Source organism: Streptomyces sp. NPDC020379 (assembly GCF_044387105.1).
Lineage (GTDB): Bacteria > Actinomycetota > Actinomycetes > Streptomycetales > Streptomycetaceae > Streptomyces.
On sequence record NZ_JBIRVR010000011.1, the window covers coordinates 64137 to 80592 of the forward strand.

The window sequence follows — 16456 nt, forward strand, 5'->3', positions numbered from 1 at the left end:
CCGGGGGACGGCCGCCGGGGCGGGGGCGGCGTGGCGCGGTGCGTGCGGTCCGCTGCGCGGTGCCCGCCTCGCCGCAGCGCATAGGCTGTGCCGAACGGGGTGTTCTCGGCCATGGGGACACCGACCGGCCGGGCCGCCCCGTGGCGCGGCCGGTGGCCCGGTGGCCCGCGGTGTCCGCCGCACGTGTCCTGGGCGTCAGGTGACAGAGTCAGCAGGGGGCATCCGCCATGACGACAGGTCGGCTCGGGCAGCACGCCGCGCCACCGAACACGGCCTATGCCGGGCAGGTCGTGCACTTCCCGGATCCGGTCCGTGCCGCGCGCTATCCCAAGGGCGTACGGGTGGACGAGGACGGTTTCCCGGATTTCTCGCCGTACGCGCGTGCGGCCGCTGAGATCGCGGAGCCGCCGGAGGGCTTCGGTGTCGACGAGCTGCGGCTGACGGACTATGTGTCGGCGAACGCCGCGCAGCACGCGGCCGGGCACGAGTTGTGGGCGAGTCTGCCGAGCGTGGCGACGCCGCACGGCTGGACGTGGCACCACGTGGCGGGCACGCGGCGGCTGGAGCTGGTCCCGGTCGAGGTGAAGGCGCTGTTGCGGCATCACGCGGGGCTGGCGACGGCGGCGGTGGACCAGGACAAGCGGGGCACGCGGCCGTTGCAGGAGACGCGTCCGGTGCACTTCGCGCTGCCGCAGCGGGATCTGGCGGTGACGGAGGAGCAGGTCCAGGGCGTCGAGGAGGATCTCGGTTACCGGCTGCCGGGGGCGTACCGCGCTTTTCTGAAGGCGGCGGGCGGCTGTGCGCCGGTGGGTGCCGCGCTGGACGCGGAGCTGGGGCTCCTGATCGACCAGCCGTTCTTCACGGTGCGCGACGACGCGGCCGTCAACGACCTGGTCTATGTGAACAAGTGTCTGCGTGACCACTTCACCAAGGACTATCTGGGTGTCGGCTTCGTGCAGGGCGGTGTCCTCGCGGTGAAGGTGAAGGGCGAGTCGCCCGGCACGGTGTGGTTCTGTCCGTTCGACGATGCCCGTGACCGGGACGGCTGGACGGTGCAGGAGCGGGTGGAGCGGTTGCTGCTGCCTTGTGGTGAGGACTTCGACGCGTTTCTCTCCCGGCTGGCCGGTGGCCCGCCGGAGCTGGAGACGGTGGCGAACCTGATGGTCGACGGTGGCTTCGCGTACGCCGTCCCGGTGGAGGGGTGAGCGCGGGATGGTGACGTTCGCGCAAGCACAGGAGCGCGCGGAGCGCTGGGTCAACGGCGGTGTGCCGGCGTATCAGCACCGTGAGGTGCGGGTGCGGGAGTTCGACCTGGGCTTCGTGGTGTGGGCGGAGGACCGCGAGGACGGCCCGACGTCGGACGGCGGCCGGGCCCGTCTGGTGATAGCCCGGGACAGCGGCGAGACGACGCTGTGGCCGGGGCTGCCGGTGGGTGAGGTGATCCGCCGGTACGAGGAGGAGTACGGGGCCGTGGACGAACAACTGCCGCCGCCGGACGGGGCGCCGCCGAAGCGGCTGGACCTGGAGGCGACGTCCTTCCTGCTGAGCCCGCCGCAGTGGCTCCAGGACGCGGCGGACGCGATCGGCATCCCGGACCGGCGGGCGTCGGCTTCGGGCACGGCGTCCGGTACGCGGGGCGACCGGCCGGCCTCGGCCTGGTCGGACGCGACGTCGGCGCCCGGGACGGATTCGTCCGAGGGCAGGGGAGTGGCGTCGGGGGCCGCGGGTCCGCCTGCGGCGGGCGTGGGCCAGGGTGGCGCCGCTGTGGCGCAGGGTTCGCCGGATGCGGTCGTGCCTGCGGTGGCCGCGACGGATGAGGCCGGTGCTTCGGGCGCGGGTGCGAACGGCGCTGCTGCGACGGCGGGTTCCGGTGGGTCGGCCGGTTCGTCGGCCGGCGCGTCGGCTTGGCCGGATGCTTCTGCTGCGTCAGGGGCGGATGCGCCTGCGGTGGGTACGGCCGGCACGTCGGGCACGGGCGGTGGCGCCGCGGGTGCGGCTTCTGTACCGGGTGCCGGTGCGGCGGCGGCCGCTGCGGGGCCGGACGGTGCCGGCAGGGCTGGGGCCGGTGCGTCCGCATGGCCGGATGCTCCCTCCGCGCCGGGTGCGCCTGCGGCTGCTTCGGGCCCGGAGCGTGGGGCTACGGGCAGCGCGTCCGCTTGGCCCGACGCTCCCTCCGCGTCGGAGACGGATTCCGCTTCCGTGTGGCCGGACGCGGGCGCGTCCTCGGCCACGGGCGGGGCCGCCGACGCCTCGGCGCCGCCTTGGGCCGACGCGAACGCGGACGAGGACGACGGGGACCGTTCCGTCGGGCTGCCCGCCACGGTGCTCGCCCCCGCCCTGTCGGGCGCGGACGAGGACGACTTCCCGGCGCCCGCGGTGGGGCCCGAGGCCAAGACGGCGCTGATGCCGGCGGGCAGCGCGCTGCCGCGTACGGCGATCGCCCCGGCGCTCGAGGACCCGGCGGGTCCGGGGGCGTCGGCCACAAATGGGCCGGCTCCGGCCGCTCCGCCGGCTCCGGCCGCTCCGCCGGTTCCGGCCGCGGGGCCGCGGCCTCCTGGTGTGCCCGGCCAGCCGCCCAACGCCCCGGGTGCGCCGGGCACTCCGGGCACCGGTGCGCCCGTACCGCCCGGTCCTCCTGGTGTGCCCGGTGCGCCTGGTGCGCCTGGTGCCGGAGCGGCGCACGCGGCGGCCACGATGCTGGCCGAGCCTGGTGTGCCCGGTGCTCCGGGCGTGCCTGGTGCCCCCGCTGCTCCGGGTGTTCCGGCAGCCCCTGGTGCCCCTGGTGCTTCGGGGCGGGCGGGTGCGCGTGGGGCGCACGTGCCGCATGCTCCTGGCGCTCCCGGTGTTCCGGGGCAGCCTCCTGGGCCGCCTCGGGCTCCTGGTGCCCCGGGCTCCGCTCAGGGCCCGGCCGCCCCGCAGCCTCCGGGTGCCCCCGGAGCTCCCCAGCCCCCGGGCGCCCCGCAGGGCCCCGGTGCCGCGTACGCCGCGACGATGCTGGCCGGTCCGGGCACTCCCGGCATGCCCGCCGCCCCGGGCGCTCCCGGTGTTCCGGCGGCTCCCGGCGCACCCCAGCATCCCGGCGCCCCGCAGGGACCCGGTGGGGTGCACCACGCGGCCACGATGCTCGCCGGGCCCGGTACGCCGGGCGTCGGCGTGCCGCACGCTCCCGGTGCTCCGGGCGTTCCCGGGCAGCCGCCCGGTGTGCCCGGCGCGCCCGTGCACCACGCGGCGACGATGCTCGCGGGCCCCGGCGCTCCCGGTGCCCCGCAGGGACCCGCCGCCCCGCGGGGTTACGGCTATCCGCCGCAGCCCGCCGGGGTGCCCACCGTGGGGCCCGGCTATATGGCCGTACTGCGCTACCGCGCCGCCGACGGTTCGGAGCAGCAGCTGATCCGGCGCAGCGCGCCGGGGACGCCGCACCCCGAGTGGCAGATCTTGCACGAGCTGCGGGCGATGAATGTGCCGCCGCAGCAGGTGCTGGAGCTGCACACGGAGCTGGAGTCCTGTGATCTGCCGGGCGGTTACTGCGCGCGCATGGTGCGGGAGACCTGGCCGCAGGTGCGGATCAGCCACACCGCCGCGTACGGCCGGGACCTGCCGACCCGGCAGCAGGGCATGCGGCATCTGATTGAGCATCAGGGCGAGCTGCACCAGGTGGCCGACGGCCCGGCGCGGCCGGCGCCGAACCGGGTGCCGCTGTCGGGCTCGGCCCAACTGCCGCCGGTCGGGCCGGATGTCATCGCCCGGGAGCTGGCGGAGTCGTTCGGTCCGCAGGGTGTGTTCCGGTTCGAGCAGCGCGCGGTCTCGCGGCAGGGCGTGCCGGACGTCGTGGCGCAGACGCTCGTGTGGGCGGGCCTGCCGGTGGACCTCGGCCCGTTCTTCTGGGGCCAGGCGCAGCCCGGCCGCCCGGTGCCGACGCTGGCGGAGCTGGCGGCGGAGCGCGGGGTGCGCCCGGCGCCGGACGCGGGCTCGTATCTGGTGGTGGGCAGTGACTACGGCCGTCAGCTGTGTGTGCAGTACGGCACGGCGCACATCGTGGCCGTGCCGATGGAGGCGGGGGCGGACGGTGGTTCCGTGGCGCCGCAGTTCGTCAACACGAGCCTCCCTCAGTTCGTTCGCTCTTTGGCGCTGCTCGGCAAGATGTGGCGCTGGCGCTACGGTCTGACGCCGGAACAGGCCGGCCGCTGGACCGTGGACTTCCAGGAGCAGTTGGCGGCGCTCGACCCGGCCGCCCTGGCGGCGCCGGAGAATTGGTGGGCGGTGCTGGTGGAGCAGATGTGGGACGGTCTCTTCTAGGGGCCGGCCGATGTGTCGACGGCGCGGGGCGTTCGACCCTTGGACGAAGGGGCGGGCGCCCCGCGCCGTCGGTCGGCACAACCTTGCGGGAGGAAGCGGGCGGAGTGTCGGGTTCTGGGCACTCGCGCCGTACAGGAATGATGTGCGCCGGACCGCGTCATTCGGTTGTCCGGGATATGAGGGGCTTCGAGGATGAGTTCATCGGTATCTCCTGACGGTTTCACCGTGGTACGGGGCCGTGGTTACCGCCCTGAACAGGTGGACCGTGCCCTCGTCGAGTGCGAGCGGCGCCGTGACGAGGCGTGGGAGCGCGCGGCGCGGCTGACGGTGCTCGCGCGCGAGATGGAGGACGAGGTCGCGCGGCTGCGGCAGTTGGTGCAGCAGCTGCCGCCGCAGACGTACGAGTCGCTGGGCCACCGCGCGCAGGGCCTGCTGTTCACGGCGCAGGCCGAGGCGGCGGGCCTGCGCGAGCGGGCGGAGGCGGAGGCGACGTCCCTGATGGACGCCGCCGACGCGCACGGGCGGGCGGTGCGGGACGCCGCGCACGCGTACGCGACCGAGGTCCGCGCCGAGGCGGAGGACTGGGCGCGGCAGGCCGGGCTGGCCGCGCTGTCCGTCGCCGACGACGTGCGCGCCGTCGCCCAGCGCGAGGCGAAGGCGCGCCGCGTCGAGGCGGTGACCTCGCTGAAGGAGATGCGCGAGCGCACCGCCGACGCTCTCGCCGAGCAGGAGAAGGACCACGCGGAGCGCTGGGACGCGGCGGGCCACGAGATCGCCGAGCACGAGGCCGCGCTCGACGTCCGCGTCGCCGCCATGGAGGAGTACGGCCGCAACGCCCTCGCCGAGGCCCAGCGCCGCTACGCGGAGGCGGAGGAGGCGGCTCGCCATGGGCAGGAGGACGCGGAGGCCCAGGCCGCCGCTCTGATCGCGCAGGCCCGTGTCCGCGAGGAGCGGATTGTCCGTGACACGGAGCGGGTGCTGCGTGAGCATGAGGAACGGCGGGAGGAGTTGCGATCGCATATGGCGCATGTGCGGCATTCTTTGGCGGCGCTTACGGGTAAGCCGGTGGCTGACGCGGCGGATTGATGTGGGTGCGGGTGCGTTGCCGCCTGCGGCGGGGGCGCCGCGCCGGGTTCGCCGTTGTCGGGTGCGGGGTGTTTGTGCCTTGCGGTTCGGGTGGCCTCAATCGCCGGCCGGGCTTGGTTTGTGGTGGGTGCCGGGGGTGGGTCTTCCGGGCTGGGGACCTGGAACGCGGTGCGCTGCGGGTCATGCGCATGGAGTGCCCTGAAAACGCACCGCGTTCCAGAACCCCACCCTCCAGCCCCACCCCCTCCCGCCCGGAGGGCAAGTGCGGGCTGTATTTCAGCCCGTCCGGCGATTGAGGACAACGCGGCGAAGCCGTGTTGCGGGGGCCTGGGGGCTTGCCCCCAGTTTCGGGAAGGGGCGGGTAGGGGAAAGAGCGCCGCAGGCGCCACGGGCCCGCACCCGGAAGACCGGTGGGGCCCGTGTCGCTCGCGGCTAGGACGCCTTCACCGTCAAGTGGATTATCAGCTCCTGCCCGTCCGCCGTCGCGATCCGCAACGTATAGGGCCCAGGGTTCGCGTCCGCGAACAGCTCCGGCAGGGTAACCGACCCCTTCTCGTCCGTCGGCCCGAGAGTGATCGTCCGTACCGCCTTGCCGTCCTTCTTGAAGTAGGGCCCGATGGCCCTCGGCGTCTTCTCGTCCGCCGCCAGAACGGTCGCCGTCATGCCGGTGACACCCGCGAGCGGCGTCTTGTCCTTGGCGAGCGTCCGGACCTGGATCGCGCCGAAGGTGCCGGAAGGTGCGGGCATGGGCGGCTTGTCGCCCACGAGCACCACGGACTGCACAGGCATCGGCTTGACCGTCGCCGAGAAGTCGATCGGTGTGATGTCCCGGCCCTCGACGGTGGCGCGCACGAAGAACTGGCCCGTCTGGTCGTTCGCGATGACCACCGGTGCGATGGCGGTGCCGTCCGGGCCCGTGGTGGCGGTGGCGAAGACAGCGTCTTTTCCGTCGAAGTGGGCCTTGGCGGGGGCCAGGATCTCGAAGCGCACGTGCGCCCCCGCCACCGGCTTTCCGCCGTCGGTGAGAGCCCGTACGCGCGCCCGCTCCGTGAACGTCTCGCCCACCGTCGCCGACCACTGCGCGGCCCCGACCCGCTCCAACTGGGCGGCCGTGGGCGCAGGAGGCGTCGGCTTCGTCGGCTCCGAGGGCTTCGACGGCTTGCTCGGTTCGGACGGCTTCGGCTTGCCCGGGGTGCTGGGAGCGCTCGGCTTCTGGCTGTGCTGCGGCGAAGGCCGCGACGTGCCAGGAGTGCTGGGCGAGCTGGGTGCGCTCGGCGAGCTCGGTGTGTTGCCCCCCGGGAACCGCGGAGCGGAAGGGCTGCCCGAGGGGTCCGGCAGTGCCGCGACATCGCCGTTCTGGTACGCGCGCATCCACGCGACGACGCTCTTGACGTACGCGCGTGACGGGTTGTAGCTGAGGATCGCCTTGTCGAGATCCCCCGGCTTGTTCATGTCCCGGCCGCCCGCGCACAGATAGCGGGCGGTGCCGAGGGCGGCGTCGTAGATGTTGTTGGGGTTCTTGTAGCCGCCGTTGCCGTCCGCGCCGATGTGCTTCCAGGTGGACGGTATGAACTGCATGGGGCCGACGGCGTGGTCGTACTGCGTGTCGCCGTCCCAGAAGCCGCCGTCGGTGTCCCGGACCAGGGCGAATTCGCGGCCCGTGAGCGCGGGGCCGAGGATCGGCTTGTCGGTGGTGCCGTCGGGGAGGAGGTGGGTGCCGTAGATGGTGCCGTGCTCGGACTCGACCTTGCCGATGCCGGCGATGAGCTGCCAGGGGATGTGGCAGTCGGGCAGCTCGGTGCGGGCCTGGGCCTCGGCCTTCTTGTAGGCGTCGAGGGCGGTCGCGGGGATGCCGGTGGAGCCGTCGGGTTTGTCGCCGCCCGCGCCGGGCGTGCCGGGGAGGCCGCCGGGGGAGTGGGGTCTGAGGTCGGGCAGCGTGAGGTTGGGGGTGCCGTGGGGCAGCGACTGGGGGTTGTCGGGGCCCGGGGTCGGCTCGTCGGCATCGGCGGTGTGGTGCGGGGGGCTGACGCCGACCGCCGCGGTCAGGCTGGCGACGAGCAGGGCCGTGCACAGGCCCTGCCGGGAGACGCTCGCGGCGCGCGTGGGAAGAATCTTCACGGGCTGCTTCCTTCGAAAGACCGGCGGCCGGTTCGAAGGGGTGGCACGTCGCCCCCCTCGACCATCAAAGCCGAACACTAATTCCCTCTGACCGCAATTGTCTTGCCGCGGGCCAGGCTTCACGCATTCTCCGCGCTTCGTTTCCCCCCGGTGATCTCCCGATGAGCGAAACCGCCCGTATTGCGTATGCTTCGTCCGCTTATATGCGGTTGTCGACCCTGAGGGCGGGGGCGGGCGCAACGGAGCGACCCCTAGGGGATGTTCCCGCACGCCTCCTCCTCGCCCCCGCCCCGCGGTCGTACCGCAGCAGGAGGAACGCCTCCAGATCGCTCCCTAGCCTTTTCCTGACGGCCGGAGCGCGGAGGTGGGGGTAGCCCCACCTCGAAGACACATACAGCCACCAATGTGGCCGTGGCCGGATTCCAGCAGGCTGAGCAGGTACCTCAGTGACGCGCGCAGCAGGGCGCAGCGGACACCGCAGACATAGGAGATCCACCGTGACAACCGCCGTATCGATTCCCAGGACCGGGGGCAGTGGAGGGCATGCGGCCGTCGCGGCGAGGGCCCGTCAGGTCGTCAAGGCGTACGGCGCGGGGGAGACCCGGGTCGTGGCGCTGGACCATGTCGACGTGGACATCGCCCGTGGGCAGTTCACCGCGATCATGGGCCCGTCCGGCTCGGGCAAGTCGACCCTGATGCACTGTCTGGCCGGTCTCGACACCGTCACTTCCGGCCAGATCTTCCTCGACGAGACCCAGATAGTGGGGCTCAAGGACAAGAAGCTCACGCAGCTGCGCCGGGACCGGATCGGCTTCATCTTCCAGGCGTTCAACCTGCTGCCGACCCTGACGGCGCTGGAGAACATCACGCTGCCCATGGACATCGCGGGCCGTAAGCCGGACCGCGCGTGGCTGGACCGGGTCGTCGAGACCGTGGGTCTGGCGGGGCGTCTGAAGCACCGGCCCAACCAGCTCTCCGGCGGTCAGCAGCAGCGGGTGGCCGTGGCGCGTGCCCTCGCGGCCCGCCCGGAGATCATCTTCGGTGACGAGCCGACCGGGAACCTCGACTCGCGGGCCGGTGCCGAGGTGCTCGGCTTCCTGCGTCAGTCGGTGGACGAGCTCGGCCAGACCATCGTCATGGTCACCCACGACCCGGTCGCCGCCTCCTACGCGGACCGGGTGCTGTATCTGGCCGACGGCCGGATCGTCGACGAGATGTACAGCCCGACCGCCGACGCGGTCCTGGAGCGCATGAAGCACTTCGACGCCCGCGGACGGGTGTCGTGACCATCTTCAAGACCTCCGTGCGCAACTTCCTCGCGCACAAGGGACGCATGGCGCTGTCCGCCGTCGCCGTCCTGCTGTCGGTGGCGTTCGTGTGCGGCACGCTCGTCTTCACCGACACCATGAACGCCACGTTCGACAAGCTCTTCGCCTCGACCGCCTCGGACGTCTCGGTCAGCCCCGAGAAGGACGACGACGCGCAGCAGACCGGCAAGCCGCAGACCCTGCCGGCGTCGCTCCTGGGGAAGCTCTCCAAGGTCGACGGTGTCGCCGGGGTGGAGCCGCACGTCACCAGCCAGCAGATCACCGTCGCGAACCGCGACAACGAGAGCCTGAGCCCCAGCTCCGGCGCCCCCACCGTGGGCACCAACTGGGACGAGGGCCAGAAGAAGTCCGTCGAGATCACCAGCGGCCATGAGCCGCGCGGCGCGGGCGAGGCCGTCCTCGACTCCGACACCGCCGACAAGCACAAGGTCAAGACCGGTGACACGCTCCGCGTGATCGCCGCCCCGGGCGACTTCACCGTCAAGGTCGTCGGCATCGCCACGTACCGGTCGACCAACCCCGGTGCCGCGGTCCTCTACTTCGACACCGCGTCCGCCCAGGCCCGGCTGCTGGGCAGCACCACCGTGTACAGCGGCTACGGCCTGACCGCCGCCTCCGGCGTCAGCGACGAGCAGCTCAAGGAGCGCGTCACCGCGGCCATCGGCACGGGCTACACCGTGCACACCGCCGCGGAGACCAAGGAGGAGAACAAGAAGGACATCGGGTCCGTCCTCGACGTGCTGAAGTACGCGCTGCTCGGCTTCGCCGGCATCGCCGTCCTCGTCGGCATCTTCCTGATCGTCAACACCTTCTCCATGCTGGTCGCCCAGCGCACCCGGGAGATCGGCCTGATGCGGGCCATCGGCTCCGGCCGCGGACAGGTCCTGCGGTCCGTGCTGGCCGAGGCGCTGCTGCTCGGCGTCGTCGGCTCCGTCCTGGGCATCGGCGGTGGCATCGCGCTGGCCGTCGGCCTGATGGAGCTCATGGGCTCCCTGGGCATGAAGCTCGACATGGGCGAGCTGACCGTGAAGGCCACGACGCCGGTGGTGGGCCTCGCGCTCGGTGTGATCGTGACCGTGCTGGCCGCCTTCCTGCCCGCCCGCCGGGCCGGGAAGATCTCCCCGATGTCCGCCCTGCGCGACGCGGGCACCCCGGCCGACGGCAAGGCGGGCAAGGTGCGGGCCGCCATCGGCCTGGTCCTGACCGGCCTCGGGGCGCTCGCGCTCGTCGCCGCGGCGAACGCGGACAAGGCGACCGCCGGCGGCGGCCTCATCGCCCTCGGTATCCCGCTCACCCTGATCGGCTTCGTGGTGGTGGCCCCGCTGCTGGCCGGGCTGGTCGTCCGCGTGATCAGCGCGGTCGTGCTGCGGGTCTTCGGCCCCGTAGGCCGGCTCGCCGAGCGCAACGCGCTGCGCAACCCGCGCCGTACGGGCGCCACCGCCTCCGCCCTGATGATCGGCCTCGCGCTGGTCGCCGCCCTGTCGGTCGTCGGCTCCTCGATGGTCGCCTCGGCCACGGACCAGCTCGACAAGTCGGTCGGCGCGGACTTCATCATCCAGGACCAGGGCGGCAACCCGATCACCCCGGCGACGGAGAAGGCCGTCACCTCGGCCGGTCACGTCGACCACTTCACCCGCTACGTCGGTGTGGTCGCCAAGATCACCACGCCCGACGGGAAGACCGGCACCGAGCGGCTCAACGCGACCGACCCGACCTACCCGGACGACCTCCGCTCGGAGACCGTCCAGGGCAGGCTGAAGGACGCGTACGCCAAGGACGCCATGTCCGTGCCCGAGGGCTACGCCAAGGACCACGGCATCAAGCTCGGCGACCGGCTGACCGTCGTCATGACCGGCGGCCGGCCCGCCGAGCTCAGGGTCCGCGCGATCACCTCGGACGACACCAGCATCGACAAGGGCGCGATGTACCTCGACATCGCCACCGCGAAGAGCTACCTGCCCGCCGACAAGATGCCGCTGACCGGCATGATCCTCGCCAAGGCCGCCGACGGGCAGACGAAGGAGGCCGCCGCCTCCCTCAAGGCCGCGGTCGAGGGCTACCCGCAGATCAAGGTCCGCGACCAGTCCGACTACAAGAAGCTGATCAAGGACCAGATCGGCCAGCTGCTCAACATGATCTACGGGCTCCTCGCCCTCGCGATCATCGTGGCCGTCCTGGGCGTCGTGAACACCCTCGCCCTGTCGGTCGTCGAGCGGACCCGGGAGATCGGCCTGATGCGCGCCATCGGCCTCTCCCGCCGTCAGATGCGCCGCATGATCCGCCTGGAGTCGGTGGTCATCGCCCTCTTCGGCGCCCTCCTCGGCCTCGGCCTGGGCATGGCCTGGGGCACCGTGGCCCAGAAGCTCCTGGCCCTGGAGGGCCTCGGGGTGCTGGACATCCCCTGGCCCACGATCATCACCGTGTTCATCGGCTCCGCTGTGGTGGGCCTGCTGGCCGCGCTCGTCCCGGCGTTCCGGGCGGGCCGGATGAACGTCCTGAACGCGATCGCGACGGACTGACCGACGGGCAGACCTCTGCCCCTTCCGCCGGGCCCGGCCCGAACGCGCCACGGGGGTGCGCGTTCGGGCCGGGCCCCCCCTTTTTCCGAGGGGGGACAAGCGCACAAGTGCCCGCCCCAGCAGGGTGATTCGCGCTCGGAAGGGTCAATCGGCGGCGCGGGAGCGGCTAGGTCGTCGACAGGCGCACCGCGGTGCGCTCCCCTCCACGAGGAGTCCCCTTTGAGTCTCGGGCTTCTCGCCCAGGGGGCCCGATCCGGGTCTCCTCCGGAGCGGCCACCGGCAACGGCCGCACCTGTAGGCGGGGAGCGTCCGTGGGACGCCACCGCAAGAAGCCCCTGCACGAGCGGATCACCGCGGTGATCCGGGAACTGTGGAGGTGGATGCGGGGTGGGTGACCGTCCGAACCAGTCCGCCCCCAGATGTACTAGGGGCGGACTGACGGTTCCCGACTCGGTCCTCGTCCGCGGACTTGCCCTCCGTGGGCGGGGACCACTCCACAGTAGCGCTCCGCGCTCCGCCGCGTCAGCCCACCGGCCCGGGCGGGAACCACGCGTCCCCTAGGGAGGACCTCGTCCCGCGGGCCGAGACCCCGGCGGTGATGTCGCGCCGACAATGGACTTCTTCACCTGATCGTGTCTCGGCAGAAGTCCCAGCAGAAGGAGCCCCCAACCGCCATGGCCCGCCGCCTCGTTCCCCTCGTCGTTCTCTCCTGCGCGGCAGCGGCCGTGCTGACCGCCGGCTGTTCGGTGATCGACGGGCCGACGAAGAGGGCCGAGCGGACGTACACGCTCGACGGCGAGGTCAAGGTCGTCGACGCCGCGACCAACGGCGGGAGCATCACCGTCGTCCCCATGGAGGGGAGCGGGCCGGCGCGGGTGACGGAGAAGTACGAGTACAGCAGCCAGGAGCCCGACCCCCGGCACAGCCTGAAGGACGGCCGCTTCACGCTGGAGCGCGACGACTGCGGCGGGTCGGACCACCGGTGCACCGTGAACGTCGAGGTGCTCGTGCCCCGCACGGCCGCCGTCGACCTGCGCACCAGCGGCGGGAACATCACCGTGCGCGGCACGTCCGGTGAGATCGCCGCGCACACCAGCGGCGGTGACGTGATCATCGAGGACTCCGCGGCGCGGAAGGCGACGGCGCGGACGAGCGGGGGGAACGTCACGGCGACCTTCACCCGCGTGCCGGACTCCGTGGACGGCCGCACGCAGGGCGGCGACGTCAGGATCCACGTGCCCCGGGACTCCTACGCGGTGGAAGCCTCGACACAGGGCGGCACGCGCAAGGTCACGGTCCCCACGGACGACCGCTCCGCGCACGGGATCAAGGCGCACACACAGGGCGGGGACGTCACGGTCTCGCCGTCGTAGCGCGCCCGGTACCTGACGGTCGTCCGGCAGCAGCGGCTGTACAACGTCCAGGTCACCGCCTGGCCCCTTTGACCGGGCGTGCGGTCCGGCCGCGGCTGTCAGCCCCCCGTCGTACGCTGGGAGCCAGCCCCGGCCCGTCATCCACGCGTCGGGCCGTTCGCGTTGCCCACCCCCGGGACGGAAGCCCTTCATGAGTCTGCACGGTCTGCTCGACGCCGTCGTCAATGATCCGGCGCTCGCCGAAGCGGTGAAGGCCGCCTCCGACGGCCACCGGCCGCACGTCGATCTGGTCGGTCCGCCCGCCGCGCGGGTCTTCGCCGTCGCCGCGCTCGCGCGGGAGGCCCAGCGGCCCGTGCTGGCGGTGACCGCCACCGGGCGGGAGGCGGAGGATCTGGCGGCGGCCCTGCGCTCGCTGCTGCCGCCGGACGGCATCGCGGAGTATCCGGCCTGGGAGACGCTGCCGCACGAGCGGCTCTCGCCCCGTTCGGACACGGTCGGCCGGCGGCTCGCCGTGCTGCGCCGGCTGGCGCACCCGAGCGCGGACGACCCGGCGGCGGGCCCGGTCAGCGTGGTCGTGGCGCCCGTGCGCTCCGTGCTCCAGCCGCAGGTCAAGGGGCTCGGCGACCTGGTGCCCGTCGCGCTGCGCGCCGGGCAGAGCGCCGACCTCGGCGAGGTGACCGAGGCGCTCGCCGCCGCCGCGTACGCCCGGGTCGAACTGGTCGAGAAGCGTGGTGAGTTCGCGGTCCGCGGCGGCATCCTGGACGTCTTCCCGCCGACGGAGGAGCACCCGCTGCGGGTGGAGTTCTGGGGCGACGACGTCGAGGAGATCCGCTATTTCAAGGTCGCGGACCAGCGGTCCCTGGAGGCCGCCGAGCACGGCCTGTGGGCGCCGCCCTGCCGTGAGCTGCTGCTGACCGACAGCGTGCGCGAGCGGGCCGCCGCGCTCGCCGAGGAGCACCCGGAGCTGGGCGAGCTCCTCGGCAAGATCGCCGAGGGTATCGCCGTGGAGGGCATGGAGTCCCTCGCCCCCGTCCTGGTGGACGACATGGAGCTGCTGCTGGACGTCCTCCCGGCGGGCAGCATGGCCGTCGTCTGCGACCCGGAGCGCGTACGCACCCGGGCGGCCGACCTCGTGGCCACCAGCCAGGAGTTCCTCCAGGCGTCCTGGGCGGCGACGGCGGGCGGCGGCGAGGCGCCGATCGATGTGGACGCGGCCTCCCTGTGGGGCATCGCGGATGTCCGTGACCGTGCCCGCGAGCTCGGCATGATGTGGTGGTCGGTCAGCCCCTTCGCGGCCGACGAGGAGGGCGACGGCGACACGCTCAAGCTGGGCATGCACGCCCCCGAGACCTATCGCGGCGACACCGCCCGGGCCCTCGCGGACACCAAGGGCTGGCTGGCCGACGGCTGGCGCACGGTCTTCGTCACCGAGGGCCACGGCCCGGCCGCCCGCACGGTCGAGGTGCTGGGCGGCGAGGGCATCGCGGCCCGGCTCGACGCCGACGTCGACGGCCTCTCGCCGTCCGTCGTGCACGTCTCCTGCGGCAGCCTCGACAACGGCTTCGTCGACCCCGGCCTGAAGATCGCCGTGCTCACCGAGACGGATCTCTCCGGCCAGAAGTCCGTGAGCAAGGACCTGGGCCGGATGCCGGTCCGCCGCCGGAAGACCATCGACCCGCTGACGCTCCAGGCCGGTGACTACATCGTCCATGAGTCGCACGGTGTCGGCCGCTACGTCGAGATGGTGCAGCGCACGGTCCAGGGCGCCACCCGCGAGTATCTGCTGGTGGAGTACGCCCCGGCCAAGCGCGGCCAGCCCGGCGACCGGCTCTACATCCCCACCGACCAGCTGGAGCAGGTCACGAAGTACGTCGGCGGGGAGGCGCCCACCCTGCACCGCCTCGGCGGCGCGGACTGGACGAAGACGAAGGCGCGCGCGAAGAAGGCGGTCAAGGAGATCGCCGCCGACCTGATCAAGCTGTATTCGGCGCGCATGGCCGCCCCCGGCCACACCTTCGCCCCGGACACCCCCTGGCAGCGCGAACTGGAGGACGCCTTCCCGTACGCGGAGACGCCCGACCAGCTCACGACGATCGCCGAGGTCAAGGAGGACATGGAGAAGTCCGTCCCCATGGACCGCCTGATCTGCGGCGACGTCGGCTACGGCAAGACGGAGATCGCGGTCCGCGCGGCCTTCAAGGCGGTGCAGGACGGCAAGCAGGTGGCGGTGCTGGTGCCCACCACGCTGCTGGTGCAGCAGCACTTCGGGACGTTCTCCGAGCGCTACTCCCAGTTCCCGGTCAACGTCCGCGCCCTGTCCCGCTTCCAGACGGACACCGAGGCGAAGGCGGTGCTGGAGGGCCTGCGGGACGGCTCGGTCGACGTCGTCATCGGCACGCACCGGCTGTTCTCCTCGGAGACCAAGTTCAAGGACCTGGGCCTGGTCATCGTCGACGAGGAGCAGCGCTTCGGCGTCGAGCACAAGGAGCAGCTGAAGAAGCTGCGCGCCAATGTGGATGTGCTGACGATGTCGGCGACGCCCATCCCCCGCACGCTGGAGATGGCCGTCACCGGCATCCGGGAGATGTCGACGATCACGACGCCGCCGGAGGAGCGGCACCCGGTGCTGACCTTCGTCGGGCCGTACGACCAGAAGCAGATCGGCGCGGCCATCCGGCGCGAGCTGCTGCGCGAGGGCCAGGTCTTCTACATCCACAACCGTGTGGAGTCCATCGACCGGGCGGCCGCGCGGCTGCGGGAGATCGTGCCGGAGGCCCGGATCCGGACGGCGCACGGGCAGATGGGGGAGAGCGCGCTGGAGCAGGTGGTGGTCGACTTCTGGGAGAAGAAGTTCGACGTGCTGGTCTCCACGACGATCGTGGAGTCGGGCATCGACATCTCCAACGCCAACACCCTGATCGTGGAGCGCGGTGACAACTTCGGCCTGTCGCAGCTGCACCAGCTGCGCGGGCGCGTGGGCCGCAGCCGTGAGCGGGGTTACGCCTATTTCCTGTATCCGCCGGAGAAGCCGCTCACCGAGACCGCGCACGAGCGGCTGGCCACCATCGCCCAGCACACGGAGATGGGCGCGGGCATGTATGTGGCGATGAAGGACCTGGAGATCCGCGGCGCGGGCAATCTGCTGGGCGGGGAGCAGTCGGGTCACATCGCGGGCGTGGGCTTCGACCTCTACATCCGCATGGTCGGCGAGGCGGTGGCCGATTACCGCGCGTCTTTGGAAGGCGAGGGATCCGCGGGGGAGGAAGCGCCGCTGGAGGTGAAGATCGAGCTGCCGGTCGACGCGCACGTCCCGCACGACTACGCGCCGGGTGAGCGGCTGCGCCTCCAGGCGTACCGGGCGATCGCCTCGGCCAACAGCGAGGAGGACATCCGCGCGGTCCGCGAGGAGCTCACCGACCGCTACGGCAAGCTGCCGGAGCCGGTGGAGAATCTGCTGCTGGTCGCGGGGCTGCGGATGCTGGCGCGCGCGTGCGGCGTCGCGGACATCACCCTCCAGGGCGCGAACGTGCGCTTCGGCCCGGTGGAGCTGCGGGAGTCGCAGGAGCTGCGGCTGAAGCGGCTCTATCCGCGTACGGTCATGAAGCCGGCGACGCAGCAGATCCTGGTGCCGCGCCCGGCGACCCGCCCGATCGGCGGCAAGCCGCTGGTGGGCCGGGAGCTGCTGGCGTGGACGGGCGAGTTCCTGACGACGATCCTCGGGTCGTGACCCGGGCCG

At 72.5% G+C, this 16456-nt stretch carries 9 protein-coding genes; 7 read left to right on the forward strand and 2 right to left on the reverse strand.

Annotated elements, in window-relative coordinates; genetic code table 11:
• Nucleotides 1–227 precede the first annotated feature (227 nt).
• Entirely contained in the window at nucleotides 228–1205 is a 978-nt protein-coding gene (locus ACH427_RS16490) for an HNH endonuclease (protein WP_398870166.1), read from the forward strand.
• A 72-nt stretch (nucleotides 1206–1277) separates the two neighbouring features.
• Here the strand turns inward: ACH427_RS16490 and ACH427_RS16495 are convergent, their stop codons facing one another.
• Complete coding sequence (locus ACH427_RS16495) at nucleotides 1278–1589, reverse strand: hypothetical protein (protein ID WP_398870167.1); 312 nt, start codon at nucleotides 1587–1589, stop codon at nucleotides 1278–1280.
• Between ACH427_RS16495 and ACH427_RS16500 the strand changes: the two genes are divergently transcribed.
• Nucleotides 1471–4296, forward strand: a complete 2826-nt coding sequence (locus ACH427_RS16500) for an SUKH-4 family immunity protein (protein WP_398870168.1) — start codon at nucleotides 1471–1473, stop codon at nucleotides 4294–4296. The two genes, ACH427_RS16495 and ACH427_RS16500, sit on opposite strands and share 119 nt — an antisense overlap.
• 258 nt (nucleotides 4297–4554) lie before the next feature.
• Nucleotides 4555–5382: a cellulose-binding protein gene (locus ACH427_RS16505; protein ID WP_398870169.1), complete on the forward strand. Its 828-nt coding sequence runs from the start codon at nucleotides 4555–4557 to the stop codon at nucleotides 5380–5382.
• Nucleotides 5383–5814: 432 nt separating this feature from the next.
• On the opposite strand, the gene ACH427_RS16510 is transcribed toward ACH427_RS16505, so the two are convergent.
• Complete coding sequence (locus ACH427_RS16510; RefSeq protein WP_398870170.1) at nucleotides 5815–7500, reverse strand: lytic transglycosylase domain-containing protein; 1686 nt, start codon at nucleotides 7498–7500, stop codon at nucleotides 5815–5817.
• 497 nt (nucleotides 7501–7997) lie between these two features.
• Here ACH427_RS16510 and ACH427_RS16515 point away from each other — a divergent pair, with 497 nt between their 5' ends.
• The 4 genes from ACH427_RS16515 (at nucleotide 7998) to mfd (ending at nucleotide 16447) form a co-directional block, all read left to right on the forward strand.
• Entirely contained in the window at nucleotides 7998–8786 is a 789-nt protein-coding gene (locus ACH427_RS16515) for an ABC transporter ATP-binding protein (protein WP_398870171.1), read from the forward strand.
• A complete protein-coding gene (locus tag ACH427_RS16520; RefSeq protein WP_398870173.1) occupies nucleotides 8783–11347 on the forward strand; it encodes an ABC transporter permease in 2565 nt (854 codons plus the stop codon). The genes ACH427_RS16515 and ACH427_RS16520 overlap by 4 nt, the downstream gene beginning before the upstream one ends.
• A gap of 674 nt (nucleotides 11348–12021) precedes the next feature.
• Nucleotides 12022–12720 carry a DUF4097 family beta strand repeat-containing protein gene (locus ACH427_RS16525; protein ID WP_398870174.1) on the forward strand — a complete coding sequence of 233 codons (699 nt, stop codon included), beginning with the start codon at nucleotides 12022–12024 and terminating at the stop codon, nucleotides 12718–12720.
• Between the two features lie 190 nt (nucleotides 12721–12910).
• The gene (gene mfd / locus ACH427_RS16530; protein WP_398870175.1) at nucleotides 12911–16447 is read left to right on the forward strand and encodes a transcription-repair coupling factor; all 3537 of its coding nucleotides are present in this window, start codon (nucleotides 12911–12913) and stop codon (nucleotides 16445–16447) included.
• Nucleotides 16448–16456: the final 9 nt, after the last annotated feature.

What these genes read in the sequence shown, in the direction of transcription:
- ACH427_RS16525 (WP_398870174.1), top strand. Translation starts at nt 12,022, where the DNA reads ATGGCCCGCCGCCTCGTTCCCCTCGTCGTTCTCTCCTGCGCGGCAGCG.
- mfd (WP_398870175.1), top strand. Translation starts at nt 12,911, where the DNA reads ATGAGTCTGCACGGTCTGCTCGACGCCGTCGTCAATGATCCGGCGCTC.
- ACH427_RS16495 (WP_398870167.1), bottom strand. Translation starts at nt 1,589, where the DNA reads ATGCCGATCGCGTCCGCCGCGTCCTGGAGCCACTGCGGCGGGCTCAGC.
- ACH427_RS16490 (WP_398870166.1), top strand. Translation starts at nt 228, where the DNA reads ATGACGACAGGTCGGCTCGGGCAGCACGCCGCGCCACCGAACACGGCC.